Genomic DNA, 13,233 nt, shown 5'->3' on the forward strand with positions numbered 1-13,233 from the left:
CCGGCGCGACCGGCTTATTCGGCGCGCGGTGCGCCGGTGGCGGTGACCGGCCGCGGTCCGTTGGCGGTCGCCTCGAGCGTCGAGTCGCCGCCGAGCACGCGGTAGAGCGTGACGCGGTTGCTCGCGCCGACGAGCTGCGTCGCGACGAGGTTGCGCTGCGCGGTGTAGAGCGAACGCTGCGCGTCGAGCGAGCTGAGGAAGGTGTCGATGCCGCCGCGATAGCGCGCGTCGGACAGGCGATAGGTGTCTTGCGCCGCCGCCGCGAAATTGACGTTGGCGGCGAGCTGATCGGCGATCGTGCCCTGGCGCGCGAGCGCGTCGGCGGTTTCCTGGAACGCGGTCTGGATCGATTTCTCGTAGGTCGCGAGCGCGGCATCGCGCTGCGCCTTGGTATATTCGACATTGGCGACGCCCGCGCCGGCGCGGAAGATCGGGTAGCTGATCAAGGGCGCGACAGAATAGTTGAACGCGCCGCCCGAAAACAGCGAGGTCAGCGCGCTGCTGGCAAAGCCGAGCAGACCGGTGAGCGAGACGCGCGGGAACAGCTCGGCACGCGCCGCGCCGATCTCGGCATTGGTCGCACGCAGCTCATATTCCGCCTGAACGACGTCAGGCCGGCGGAGCAGGATGCCGCTGTCGAGGCCGGCGGGCAGGGTGGCGACGGTCGGCAGCGCCTGCTCGATCGAGGCGGGCATCAGCGCGGCGTCGACCGGCGCGCCGACGAGCAGTTGCAGCGCGTTGATATCCTGCGCGAGTGCGGTCTTCTGGGTCGCGAGGTCGGATTGCGCGGTGAAGAGGATCTGCTGGGCCTGGCGCAGGTCGGTGCGCGGCGCGACGCCGCCGCGGAGCCGCGCCTGGGTCAGCGTGACGCTACGCTGCGAGCTGGCGACGGTGTCCTGCGCGATCTTGAGCAGGCTCTGGTCGGAGGCATAGGTCAGCCACGCATCGGCGATGTCGCCGACCAGCGTCAACCGGGTCGCACGCGCCGCGGCCTCGGTCTCGAAATAGCGGTTGAGCGCGGCACCGGTAAGCGAGCGGATGCGGCCGAACAGGTCGAGCTCGAACGCGGTCGTGCCGAGATCGACCGAGAAGGCGCTGTTCGAGCTGGACGAGCTGACGACGGTCCCGCCCGTGCCGGTGCCGCCGGTCCCCGTGCCGGTACCGCCCGTGCCGGTGCCTGTCCCGGTTCCTGTGCCGCCCGTGCCCGTGCCCGTGCCCGTGTTGCTCGTCGCGGTGCTGCGCGCGCCATTGCCGCCGCCCGAATAGCTGTAGCGCCCGCTCGCATCGATCTGGGGGAGCAGGTCGGCGCGCTGGATGCGATATTGCGCGCGGGTCGCGGCGATGTTCGCGGCGGCGACGCGCAGGTCGCGGTTGTTCGCAAGCGCCTGGACGATGATCTGCTGGAGCCGCGGGTCCCGGAACACGTCGCGGTAGGTGAAGGCCGGCAGCGCCGCCTCCGACTGACGCAGATAGGCGTCGCCGACCGGCCAGGATACCGGCGTCGGCAGCTCGGGCCGAACGTATTTGGGGGCGAGCGAGCAGCCCGCAAGCACGGTCGACGCGGCGAGGATCAGGAGTGGCGAACGCATCATGCGGGCTCCGGCCGGTGGGGGCCTGGTTGTTCGGGAGGGCCGAGCTTTTCGGAATCGCGACCGTCATGATCATCCTCGCCGCCGTGGAAGCCGGTCGGGCGACCACGCAACTTGGCGATGCCGTCGCGCGCGCCGCGGCGGACGAGCACGAAGAACAGCGGGATGTAGAAGATCGCGAGCAGGGTCGCGGTCAGCATCCCGCCGACCACCGCGGTACCGATCGCGATGCGGCTGTTCGCGCCCGCACCGGTCGACAGCGCGAGCGGCAGCACGCCGAGGATGAACGCGAACGACGTCATCAGGATCGGACGAAGACGGATCTTGGCGGCGGACAGCGCAGCCTCGATGACGCGCTTGCCCTTGCGCTCTTCCTGTTCGGCGAACTCGATCATCAGGATCGCGTTCTTCGCCGCGAGCCCCATCGTCGTCAGCAGCCCGATCTGGAGATACACGTCGTTGATGAGCCCACGCAGCGTCACCGCGAGGATCGCGCCGACGAGGCCCAAGGGGATGACGAGCAGCACCGCGATCGGGATCGACCAGCTCTCATAGAGCGCGGCGAGGCACAGGAAGACGACGAGCAGCGACAGACCGTAGAGGATCGGCGCCTGACCCGAGGACAGGCGTTCCTGATAGGACAGGCCCGACCAGGCGACCGAGGTGCCGGGGATCTTCCCGGCAAGCTCGGCGATCCGGGTCATCGCGTCGCCCGAGCTGACGCCCGCCGCGCCCGACCCCTGGATCTCGTAGGACGAGATGCCGTTGAACCGCGACAGCGTCGTCGGCGCCTGCGACCAGCTGGTCCGCGCGAACGAGGAGAAGGGCGCCATCTGGCCGTTCGATCCGCGGACGAACCACTGGCTCAGGTCCGAAGGCGCGGCGCGGAACTGTGCGTCGCCCTGGACATAGACGCGCTTCACGCGGCCGCGGTCGATGAAGTCGTTGACATATTGGCCACCCCAGGCGGTCGACAGCGTCGAGTTCACGTTCGCCTGGGTCAGCCCGAGCGTCGATAGCTTCTGCTGGTCGGCATCGACGCGCAGCGTGGCGACGTCGGGCAATTCGGTCAGGCGGATCGCGGTCAGCGAGGAATCGGCGCGGGCGAGCGCGAGCAGCTTGTCACGCGCGGCATTGAATTCGGTCTGGCTCAGACTGCCGCTGTTCTGCAGCTGCATCGTGAAGCCGTTCGACGAGCCGAGACCGCGGATCGCCGGCGGGACGAGCGAATAGACCTGCGCATCGCGGAAACCCGCAAACGCCTGGGCCGCGCGCCCGGTGATCGCCTCGGCTGTATTCTCCTTGCCCTCACGGTTTTCCCACGGCGCGAACGAAACGAAGCCCTGGCCGGTATTCTGCCCGCTCGCACCACCGCCACCGCCGCCGCTGACGGTGAACATCGTGCTCACATTGGCCTTCTCGTTCGTGAAGTAATATTTCTCGATCTGCTTCTGCAGCGCGAAGGTGCGCCCTTGCGTCGCGCCCGCGGGCAGCTGGAACTGGACGATGCCGGTGCCCTGGTCCTCGGTCGGCAGGAAGCCCGTGGGCAGGCGGAGGAACATCACCGCGAGCAGCGCGACGACCGCGGCATAGATCAGCAGGAACAGCCATTTGCGATTGACCACCGACTGGACGGCGCCGACGTATTTCCTGGTACCCTTTTCGAACGTGTCGTTGAACTTGTCGCCCGCGCGCGTGAAAAAATGCGCGACCTTCGGGAATTTGCGCTCGCCCCAGCTCTGTTCGGGATTGCCGTCGGCATCCTTCTTCTTCTGCTTGAGCAACGTCGCGGTCAGCGCCGGCGACAGGATCAGCGCGACGAGCACCGACAGCACCATCGCCGACACCATCGTCAGCGAGAACTGGCGGTAGATCACGCCGGTCGACCCGCCGAAGAACGCCATCGGCAGGAACACCGCCGACAGGACGAGCGCGATCGCGACCAGCGCGACGGTGATCTCGTTCATCGACTCGATCGTCGCCTCGCGCGGCGACATGTCGGGATTTTCCTCCATCAGGCGCTCGACATTCTCGACGACGACGATCGCGTCGTCGACGAGCAGGCCGATCGCGAGCACGAGCCCGAACAGCGTCAGCGTGTTGATCGAGAAGCCCGCGAGATAGAAGACGCCGAACGTGCCGAGCAGCACGACCGGCACCGCGATCGTCGGGATCAGCGTCGCGCGCCAGCTCTGCAGGAACACGAACATGACGATGACGACGAGGATGACCGCCTCGATCAGCGTCTTGATGACCTCCTCGATCGACAGCTTGATGAAGTTGGTCGTGTCGTTGGCGTAAGCGAATTTGAGGCCGGGCGGGAAGCTCTTGGCGGACTTCTCGACATAGGCCTTGACCAGCTCGGCGGTCTTGAGCGCGTCGGCGCCGGGGGCCAGCAGCACCGCGATGCCCGCACCAGGATGCGCGTTGACGCGGCTGCGTGCGTTGTAGTTTTCGGCGCCCAGCTCGATCCGCGCGACGTCGCGCAGCTTGACCGTGGCGCTCGTGTTGGTGGTCTTCAGGATGATGTTGGCGAACTGCTCGGGCGTCTGGAGACGCGACTGCGCGGTGACGGTCGCGTTGAGCATCTGCGTGTCGGGCTGGGGCTGGCCGCCGAGCTCGCCGGCCGCGACCTCGGTATTCTGCGCCTGGATCGCAGTCGTGACGTCGCTCGGGATCAGCTGGAAGCTCGCCAGCTTGTTCGGGTCGAGCCAGATGCGCATCGCATACTGCGCGCCGAACACGTTGCTGTCGCCGATGCCGGGAATACGGCCGAGCGGATCCTGGAGGTTCGAGACGAGATAGTCCGAGACGTCCTGGTTGGTCAGCTTGTCGGTCTCGTCATAGACGCCGACGATCAGGAGGTTGTCCGGGTTGGACTTGCGGACGACGAGGCCCTGCTGCTGCACCTGGGTGGGCAGGCGGGAGAGCGTCTGCTGGACCTGGTTCTGGACCTGGACCTGCGCGATGTCGGGATCGGTACCCTTTTCGAACGTGACCGTGACCGTCACCGAGCCGCGCGACGACGAGGACGAGCTGAAATAGATCAGCCCGTCGATCCCGGTCAGCGACTGTTCGACGACCTGCGTCACGCTGTTCTGGATCGTCTGTGCGTTGGCGCCCGGGAAGGTCGCGCGGATCGTCACCTGTGGCGGCGCGACGTCGGGATATTGCGCGATCGGCAGGCTCATGATCGCGCCGATGCCGCCGAGCATCACGATGATCGCGAGCACCCATGCGAAGATCGGGCGATCGATGAAGACACGGGATAACATAAGGGTCTAGCCGGCCTTTTTCTGGCTGGCCTTATCGCCACCCAAGGACTCGCCCTTGGGCGCTTCGATCTTTTGCGCGGTGTTTTCGGGGACCGGCTTCACGCTCTGATTGGGGGCGATCTTCGACAGCCCCTGCGTGATGATCCGGTCGCCGGGGTTGAGCCCGCTGGTGACGACCCAATAGGGGCCCTGCGTCCGGTCGGCCTTGATCGTCTTCTGCACCGCCTTGTTGTCGGCGCTGACGACATAGACGGTCGCATTGCCCTTCGCGTCGCGCGCGACGCCCGCCTGCGGCACCAGGAAGGCGCGCTGGTTGATCGCCTGCGCGAACTTCGCCTGGACGAACATGCCGGGCAGCAACAGCCCCTGGGGATTGGGGAAGCGCGCGCGCAGCGTCACGGTGCCGGTCTCGGTGTTGACCAGCGCCTCGGCGAATTCGACCGAGCCGGTCGCGCCGTAATCGCTGCCGTCCTCGAGCTTCAGGCGCACCTCGGCGCGGGTCGGGACGATGCCGTTCTGGCCGAGCGAGCGGCGCAGCGCGAGCAGGTCGCCCGAGGCCTGCTGGATGTCGACGAAGATCGGGTCGAGCCGCTGGATCTGCGACAGCGGATCGGTCTGAGTCGCGGAGACGAGCGCGCCGACGGTGAACAGCGAGCGGCCGATCCGCCCGGTGATCGGCGCGGGGACGGTCGTGAACTTCAGGTTGATCTGCGCGGTCTCGAGCGCGGCGCGGGTCTGCGCGACCGAGGCGGTCGCCTGGCGCGAGGTCGCGATCGCGTTGGTATAGTCCTGCTTGCTGATCGCCTCCATCTCGGCGAGCGGCTTGTAGCGCTGCGCAAGGATCCCCTGCGCCTCGGCATTGGCGCGCGCGCTCTGCAGGTTCGCCTGCGCCTCGTTGGCGGCGGCGCGATAGAGGCGCGGGTCGATCTCGTAGAGCGGCTGGCCCTTCTTCACGAGCGTGCCCTCGGTGAAGAAGCGGCGGCGGATGATCCCGGTGACCTGGGGGCGGACGTCCGAGCTTTCGAACGCGGTCGTGCGGCCGCTGAGTTCGGTGGTCATCGCGACGCTCGACGGCTGGATCACGACATAGCCGACGGTCGGGGTGCCCTGACCCGGCTGACCGCCCTTGCCCTTGCCTTTTGCGGCATCGCCGCCGCCACCGGAACAGGCCGCGAGGCCGATCAGCGCGGGTGCCATCACGGCGTAGCGCCAAGGGGTAAGTCGTTTGGCTATCAAGTGGGGTATCCGCGATCAGATGAGGGCCGGCTAAACCATGCGGATGTACCAGAAGTATGTCAGTTGAAAAGCGGACGCGAAAAATAGGGAAGAAAGAGTAACCTGGTTTGTTGGTGGGGGTGTTTTCTGGTGTTTCCGTCATGCCGACGAAGGTGGGGATCCGGGGTCGCGAGGGGATCGTTGGTGGCTCTGGATCCTGACTTTCGTCAGGATGACGGGGGGGTTTGGGGGGGGGGCTGTTGCGATGATTCCGCTGATCGGTTCGTATTCCTGATCCGTTCGTGTTCCCCAACCCATTCGTGTCGCCCCAATCCGTTCGTTTCGTTTATCCGTTCGTTCCCCCCCCCCGTTCGTGCTGAGCGAAGTCGAAGCACCGTCTCTTGGGGCATGCCCTTCGACTTCGCTCAGGGCGAACGGGGAGGGGGGAAGGGCGCGGGTGGGTTGGATCGGGCGCAGTTGGTTTGAAAGGCGCAACACATGATCGATGACGACAAGCAGGCGGCGGCGGTGGCGGCGGTGGCGGAGGTTCGGGACGGGATGCTGGTCGGGCTGGGTACCGGGTCGACCGCGGCGTTCGCGATCCGTGCGCTGGGCGAGCGGGTCGCGGCGGGGCTCGACGTCCGCGCCGTCGTCACGTCCGAGGCGAGCGGCGCGCTGGCGCGGCAGGTGGGTATCGCGGTGCTCGACTTTGCCGATATCGCGCAGGTCGACCTGACGATCGACGGCGCGGACGAGATCGATGCGCGCTGTTTCGCGATCAAGGGCGCGGGCGGGGCGATGCTGCGCGAGAAGATCGTCGCCGCAAGCTCGGCACGGATGGTCGTGATTGCGGACGGATCGAAGCGGGTCGAACGGATCGGCGCGGCGAAGCTGCCGGTCGAGCTGCTGCCCTTCGCGCGGGCCTATGTGATGCGCGTGCTGAGCGACCTTGGCGGAACGCCGGTGATTCGCCCCAACTATCGGACGGATCAGGACAATCTTGTCGCGGATTGCCGGTTTCCTACGCTCGACGACCCGTATGCGCTGGCGGCGGTGCTGGCCGCGATTCCCGGCGTGCTGGGCCACGGATTGTTCGTCGACGAGGTCGATGCCGCGTATATTGCATCGAAAGGCGTCGTTACGCGACTGGAACGCTCGGGTGCATCCGCCTAAAGGCATCCTATGTTGGCAACCAGATCGGATGCGCGGCGTTCGGTCACCGTCTAGAGCGAGGCTTTCTTTCATGACCGATACCGCAACCGCCCCCACGATGAAGGCGGATCCGAACCTGCACGAGGACGGTTCGCCCGAGCGTCTGACGATCGATACGATCCGCACGCTGTCGATGGACGCGGTGCAGAAGGCCAATTCGGGCCATCCCGGCACGCCGATGGCGCTCGCGCCGGTCGGCTACACGCTCTGGTCGAAATTCCTGCGCTACGATCCCAAGCACGCCGACTGGCCCAATCGCGACCGGTTCGTCCTGTCGGTCGGCCATGCGTCGATGCTGCTCTATGCGCTGATCCACCTCGCCAAGATCGAAGAGATCAGCGCGGACGGCGAGAAGAGCGGCAAGGAGGCGGTCAGCCTCGAGGACATCCGGCAGTTCCGCCAGCTTTCGTCCAAGACGCCGGGTCACCCCGAATATCGCCACACCACGGGTGTCGAGACCACGACCGGGCCGCTCGGCCAGGGTTGCGGCAATTCGGTCGGAATGGCGATCGCCGAGCGCTGGCTCGCGGCGCGCTACAACAAGGACGGCTTCACGCTGTTCGACCATGACGTCTACACCATCTGTGGTGACGGCGACATGATGGAGGGCGTCTCCGCCGAGGCGGCGAGCATGGCCGGGCATCTGAAGCTCAGCAATCTGTGCTGGATCTACGACAGCAACCACATCTCGATCGAGGGCGCGACCGATCTCGCGTTCGACGAGGATGTCGGCCTGCGCTTCGACGCTTACGGCTGGAACGTCATCCATGTCGACGACGCGAACGACACCGCTGCGCTGAGCCGTGCGATCGAGACGTTCAAGGCGACCACCGACAAGCCGACCTTCATCGTCGTGCATTCGGTGATCGGTTACGGCAGCCCGAAGGCGGGCAGCGAGAAGGCCCATGGCGAGCCGCTCGGCGACGAGAATATCCGCCTCACCAAGCAGGCTTACGGTTGGCCCGAGGACAAGTCCTTCTACGTGCCCGACGGCGTGATCGAGCATTTCAACGGTGCGATCGCAGAGCGTGGCGCGAAGCTGCGTGACGAATGGGTCGCGCTGACCGGCAAGTATCGGGGTGCATATCCCGAGCTGTCGGCCGAACTCGACCTGCTGCTCAAGGACGAGCTGCCCGAGGGCTGGGATGCGGACATTCCGGTGTTCGAGGCCGATCCCAAGGGCGTCGCCAGCCGTGACTCGGGTGGCAAGGTGCTCAACGCGATTGCCGCCAAGGTGCCGTGGCTGATCGGCGGTTCGGCGGATCTCGCGCCGTCGACCAAGACCGACATCAAGGGCCAGCCCTCGTTCGAGGCGAACAACTATGCCGGCCGCAACTTCCATTTCGGCATTCGCGAACATGGCATGGGCGCGATCGTCAACGGCATGGCGCTGTCGCATCTGCGCTCCTACGGCTCCACCTTCCTCGTTTTCGTCGATTACATGCGCGCACCGGTGCGCCTGTCGGCGATCATGGAGGTCGGCGCGGTCTGGGTGTTCACGCACGATTCGATCGGCGTCGGCGAGGACGGCCCGACGCACCAGCCGATCGAGCATCTCGCCACGCTGCGTGCGATCCCGGGTCTCGACACGATCCGCCCGAGCGACGCGAACGAGGTCGTCGCGGCATGGAAGGCGGTCCTGAAGGACGCCAGCACGCCCGCCGCGCTGATCCTGTCGCGCCAGGCGCTGCCGACGCTCGACCGGACCAAATATGCGAGCGCCGACGGCGTTGCGCAGGGCGGTTATGTGCTCGCCGATTGTGACGGCACGCCCGACGTGATCCTGATCGCGACGGGCAGCGAAGTGTCGCTGGCGATCGACGCGCATGAGAAGCTGGTCGCGGACGGCGTGAAGAGCCGGGTCGTGTCGATGCCGAGCTGGTATCGCTACGAACTGCAGGACGCCGCCTACAAGGAAAGCGTGTTGCCGCGTGGCGTGCGCGCCCGCGTCGCGATCGAGATGGCCGGGTCGATCGGCTGGGACCGCTATGTCGGGCTCGACGGCGCGACCGTGACGATGTCGACCTTCGGTGCCTCGGCACCGCTCGCGAAGTTGCAGGACAAGTTCGGGTTCACCGTCGACAATGTCGTCAAGGTGGCCCGCCAGGTAATGGAGACGAAGTGATGGGTGCGCTCAACGATCTCGAAGGCTTCGGCCAGGCGGTTTGGCTCGATTTCGTCGACCGGAAGTTCCTGGAGGCCGGTGGTCTCCAGAAGCTGGTCGACGAAGACGGGCTGACCGGTGTCACGTCCAACCCGTCGATCTTCGAAAAGGCGATGGGCCACGGCGAGGCCTATGACTCGACGCTCGCGAAGTTCGACAAGGAGAGCCCCGGCGCGGCGACGATCGACCGCTACGAGCATCTCGCGATCCAGGACATCAAGGCGGCGGCGGAGACGCTGAAGCCGGTGTATGACCGGCTCGACGCGAAGGACGGCTATGTCAGCCTCGAAGTGTCGCCCTATATCTCGGACGATACCGACGCGACGATCGCCGAGGCGCGCAAGCTGTGGGCGGCGGTCGACCGGCCGAACCTGATGATCAAGATCCCGGGGACGCTTGCGGGCGGCCCGGCGATCTCGACCGCGATCTCGGAAGGGATCAACGTCAACGTGACCTTGCTGTTCTCGATCGACGCCTATGTGCGCGTCGCCGAGGCTTATGCGGCAGGACTCGAGAAGCGCGTCGCCGAGGGCAAGCCGATCGACCGGATCGCCAGCGTCGCGAGCTTCTTCGTCAGCCGGATCGATACGATGATTGACAAGCAGATCGATGCACGGCTCGAAAAGGGTGATGCCGAGGCGGATGCGCTGAAGGCAGTGCGCGGCAAGGTCGCGATCGCCAATGCGAAGATGGCGTATCAATGGTATCTCGACTTCCTGAAGTCGGACCGCTGGCAGGCGCTCGCCGCCAAGGGCGCGCAGCCGCAGCGGCTGTTGTGGGCGTCGACCGGGGTCAAGGATCCGAGCTATCCCGACACGCTCTACATCGACACGCTGATCGGCCGTGACACGGTCAACACGATGCCGCCCAAGACGATGGACGCGTTTCGCGACCATGGCACCGCGGCGGAGACGATCACCGCGGATGTCGATGGCGCGAAGCATGTGCTGGCGGAAGCCGAGCGGCTCGGGCTCGACCTCACCGGCGTGACCGGCACGCTGGTCGAAGAGGGCGTCGCCTCGTTCGTGAAGGCGTTCGACGACCTTCTCGGGTCGATCGCTAAGAAGCAGCCGGCGACGGCGTAAGACACGTTCCCGCTCGTGCCGAGTAGGGATCGAGCGAAGCCGAGAGACCGTATCGAGGTACATGTCCCTCGATACGTCGTCTCGACACGCTCGACGTCTACTCGGGACGAACGGCAGGTATTTTCCAGCGAAAGCGCGGAGTGAATCATGAAGATCGGACTGATCGGCCTCGGCCGGATGGGCGGCAATATCGCGCGCCGGTTGATGAAAAACGGCCATGAGGTCGTCGCGTTCGATCGCGATGCGGAGGCGGTGAAGAAGCTCGCGGCGGATGGTGCGATCGGTGCGGACTCGCTCGACGACATGCGTGGCAAGCTCGACACGCCGGCGATCTGGTGGGTGATGGTGCCCGCAGGCGAGCCGACCGAGCAGACCGTGCAGGCGATCGCCGAAAAGGCCGCCGAGGGCGACATCATCATCGATGGCGGCAACAGCTTTTACAAGGACGACGTCCGCCGCGCGAAGGACCTCGCCGAAAAGGGCATCCGCTATGTCGACGTCGGCACGTCGGGTGGCGTCTGGGGACTTGAGCGCGGCTATTGCATGATGATCGGCGGCGAGACGGAGACGGTCGATTATCTCGATCCGATCTTCGACACGCTGGCACCGGGCATGGGCGGGATCGTCCGCACGCCGGGCCGCATCGAGGGGCAGGCCGATCCGCGTGCGGAAAAGGGCTATATCCATGCGGGCCCTCCGGGCGCCGGGCATTTCGTCAAGATGGTCCATAACGGCATCGAATACGGCCTGATGCAGGCCTATGCCGAGGGCTTCGACATCCTCAAGGGCAAGTCGGGCGAGCATGTCGCGGAGGACCAGCGGTTCGACATCAACCTGACCGATGTCGCCGAAGTGTGGCGTCGCGGCAGCGTGATCTCGTCGTGGCTGCTCGACCTGTCGGCGATCGCGCTGGCCAAGGATGGCACGCTCGAAGGGTTCAGCGGCAGCGTCGCGGATTCGGGCGAGGGCCAGTGGACGATCGATGCGGCGATGGAAGAGAAGGTGCCTGCCAACGTGCTGAGCGCCGCGCTCTACGCACGCTATCGCAGCCGGGTCGACCACACGTTCGGCGACAAGCTGTTGTCGGCGATGCGTTTCGGCTTCGGCGGGCACGTCGAGATGCCCCAGTGAACGGGCAAGTAACCATCAAGCTGCTCGTGTCCGACGTCGACGGCACGCTCGTCGACAAGGACAAGACGGTCGCACCCGCGACCGTCGATGCGGTCAGGCGGCTGAAGGCGGCGGGGCTCGGCTTCACGATCATCAGCGCGCGGCCGCGATCGGGCATGATGCCGATCGCCGAACTGCTCGGCATCGACGAGCCGATGGGCGCGTTCAACGGCGGCATCGTGTTCAAGCGCGACGGCACGGTCATCGAGCATCACATGGTCGATATCGACGTCGTGCGCGGCGCGATGGAGATCATCGGTGACGCGGCGGTCGACACGTGGATCTTCGCCGACGACGTCTGGTACGCCAGCACCGACCAGGGCAGCCATGTCGACAGCGAGCGCAAGGCCTCGGCGCAGGATCCGGTGATCGTCGCCGACTTCACCGAGCTGCTCGGCAAGGCCGACAAGGTGACGTTCGTCAGCGACGACGAGGATCTGTTGCGCGACCTGCACGCCAAGGTCGCGGCGAAGTTCGACGCGCAGGCGACGATCGTCCAGAGCCAGACCTATTATCTCGACATCACGCCCGTGGCGGGCAACAAGGGCAGCGGGATCGAGGAACTCGCGGACGCGTTCGGCATCAGCCTGACGCAGACCGCGGCGATCGGCGACCAGGCGAACGACATCGCGATGCTCAAGCGGGCCAGGCTGGCGATCGCGATGGGCAATGCGCCGCAGTCCGTCCGCGACGTCGCGCACGAGATTACCACCGCGAACGATGCCGATGGCGTCGCGCACGCGATCGACACATTTATCCTGACTGGAGTTTCCGCATGAAAGAGTTGGTTGCCTTTGACCTCGACGGAACGCTGGCCGAAAGCAAGCAGCCCTTGCAGGAGCCGATGGGCGAGGCGCTCGCCGACCTGCTCGACGTCGCGCATGTCGCGGTGATCTCGGGCGGCGACTGGCCGCAGTTCGAAAAGCAGGTCGCGAGCCGTCTGCCCGAGCGCGCCGATCGCACCAAGCTGTGGCTGATGCCGACGACCGGCACCAAGCTGTACCGGTTCGACGACGCCTGGCGTGCGGTCTATGCCGAGCTGTTCGAGGAAGACGAGAAGCAGAAGATCCTCAAGGCATTCGACGAGTCGCTCGAGGCGACCGGGTTCGTCCCCGAGCAGACCTGGGGCGAGCGGATCGAGGATCGCGGCAGCCAGATCACCTTCTCCGCGCTCGGCCAGGAAGCGCCGATCGACGCCAAGCACAGCTGGGATCCGGACTTCGCCAAGCGCAAGGTGATCCAGGCCGATCTGCGCCAGCGTCTGCCGGGTCTGTCGATCAACATGGGCGGCGCGACCTCGATCGACATCACGCGCGAGGGTGTCGACAAGGCGTACGGCCTGAAGAAGCTCAACGAGGCGAGCGGCATCGCGCTCGACAAGATGATGTTCATCGGCGACGCGATCTTCCCGGGCGGCAACGACTATCCGGCCGAGCAGCTCGGGCTCGACGTCGTGAAGGTGAAGAATGTCGACGGCACGCTGGCGGCGATCGCCGGGATCGTCGCATGCCTGAAGTAAGCGC

At 66.1% G+C, this 13,233-nt stretch carries 9 protein-coding genes; 6 read left to right on the forward strand and 3 right to left on the reverse strand.

Annotated elements, in window-relative coordinates:
- Nucleotides 1-14 precede the first annotated feature (14 nt).
- From FHY04_RS00750 to FHY04_RS00760, 3 genes are read right to left on the reverse strand one after another with little or no spacing between them, the layout of a single operon-like run.
- The gene (locus FHY04_RS00750) at nt 15-1,592 is read right to left on the reverse strand and encodes an efflux transporter outer membrane subunit (protein ID WP_183935085.1); all 1,578 of its coding nucleotides are present in this window, start codon (nt 1,590-1,592) and stop codon (nt 15-17) included.
- A complete protein-coding gene (locus FHY04_RS00755; protein WP_042467751.1) occupies nt 1,589-4,864 on the reverse strand; it encodes a multidrug efflux RND transporter permease subunit in 3,276 nt (1,091 codons plus the stop codon). Before FHY04_RS00755 ends, FHY04_RS00750 begins: the two co-directional genes overlap by 4 nt.
- Before the next feature lie 6 nt (nt 4,865-4,870).
- Nucleotides 4,871-6,061 carry an efflux RND transporter periplasmic adaptor subunit gene (locus FHY04_RS00760; RefSeq protein ID WP_183935086.1) on the reverse strand — a complete coding sequence of 397 codons (1,191 nt, stop codon included), beginning with the start codon at nt 6,059-6,061 and terminating at the stop codon, nt 4,871-4,873.
- Nucleotides 6,062-6,577: 516 nt separating this feature from the next.
- On the opposite strand from FHY04_RS00760, the gene rpiA reads away from it, so the two are divergent.
- The 6 genes from rpiA to FHY04_RS00790 all read left to right on the forward strand — a co-directional run bounded on the left by rpiA (nt 6,578) and on the right by FHY04_RS00790 (nt 13,229).
- Nucleotides 6,578-7,252: a ribose-5-phosphate isomerase RpiA gene (rpiA, locus tag FHY04_RS00765; protein ID WP_183935087.1), complete on the forward strand. Its 675-nt coding sequence runs from the start codon at nt 6,578-6,580 to the stop codon at nt 7,250-7,252.
- A gap of 70 nt (nt 7,253-7,322) precedes the next feature.
- Complete coding sequence (gene tkt, locus FHY04_RS00770; protein ID WP_183935088.1) at nt 7,323-9,416, forward strand: transketolase; 2,094 nt, start codon at nt 7,323-7,325, stop codon at nt 9,414-9,416.
- Nucleotides 9,416-10,540, forward strand: coding sequence for a transaldolase (gene tal, locus FHY04_RS00775; RefSeq protein ID WP_183935089.1), 1,125 nt, complete (start codon nt 9,416-9,418; stop codon nt 10,538-10,540). Before tkt ends, tal begins: the two co-directional genes overlap by 1 nt.
- Before the next feature lie 147 nt (nt 10,541-10,687).
- On the forward strand, nt 10,688-11,671 hold the full coding sequence (gnd, locus tag FHY04_RS00780) for a phosphogluconate dehydrogenase (NAD(+)-dependent, decarboxylating) (RefSeq protein WP_183935090.1): 984 nt from the start codon (nt 10,688-10,690) through the stop codon (nt 11,669-11,671).
- Entirely contained in the window at nt 11,668-12,489 is an 822-nt protein-coding gene (locus tag FHY04_RS00785) for a Cof-type HAD-IIB family hydrolase (protein ID WP_183935091.1), read from the forward strand. Before gnd ends, FHY04_RS00785 begins: the two co-directional genes overlap by 4 nt.
- Nucleotides 12,486-13,229 (forward strand): HAD-IIB family hydrolase, encoded by a 744-nt coding sequence (locus tag FHY04_RS00790; protein WP_031396456.1) that lies wholly within the window; start codon nt 12,486-12,488, stop codon nt 13,227-13,229. Before FHY04_RS00785 ends, FHY04_RS00790 begins: the two co-directional genes overlap by 4 nt.
- The last annotated feature ends 4 nt before the right edge of the window (nt 13,230-13,233 follow it).

Origin of the sequence: Sphingomonas sp. BK481 (genome assembly GCF_014194875.1) — a bacterium.
GTDB lineage: Bacteria > Pseudomonadota > Alphaproteobacteria > Sphingomonadales > Sphingomonadaceae > Sphingomonas > Sphingomonas aerolata.

Excerpts from the sequence above, each read along its gene's own strand:
- tal (WP_183935089.1), top strand. The coding sequence starts at position 9,416 with ATGGGTGCGCTCAACGATCTCGAAGGCTTCGGCCAGGCGGTTTGGCTC.
- FHY04_RS00760 (WP_183935086.1), bottom strand. The coding sequence starts at position 6,061 with ATGGCACCCGCGCTGATCGGCCTCGCGGCCTGTTCCGGTGGCGGCGGC.
- FHY04_RS00790 (WP_031396456.1), top strand. The coding sequence starts at position 12,486 with ATGAAAGAGTTGGTTGCCTTTGACCTCGACGGAACGCTGGCCGAAAGC.
- FHY04_RS00755 (WP_042467751.1), bottom strand. The coding sequence starts at position 4,864 with ATGTTATCCCGTGTCTTCATCGATCGCCCGATCTTCGCATGGGTGCTC.
- tkt (WP_183935088.1), top strand. The coding sequence starts at position 7,323 with ATGACCGATACCGCAACCGCCCCCACGATGAAGGCGGATCCGAACCTG.
- gnd (WP_183935090.1), top strand. The coding sequence starts at position 10,688 with ATGAAGATCGGACTGATCGGCCTCGGCCGGATGGGCGGCAATATCGCG.
- FHY04_RS00750 (WP_183935085.1), bottom strand. The coding sequence starts at position 1,592 with ATGATGCGTTCGCCACTCCTGATCCTCGCCGCGTCGACCGTGCTTGCG.
- rpiA (WP_183935087.1), top strand. The coding sequence starts at position 6,578 with ATGATCGATGACGACAAGCAGGCGGCGGCGGTGGCGGCGGTGGCGGAG.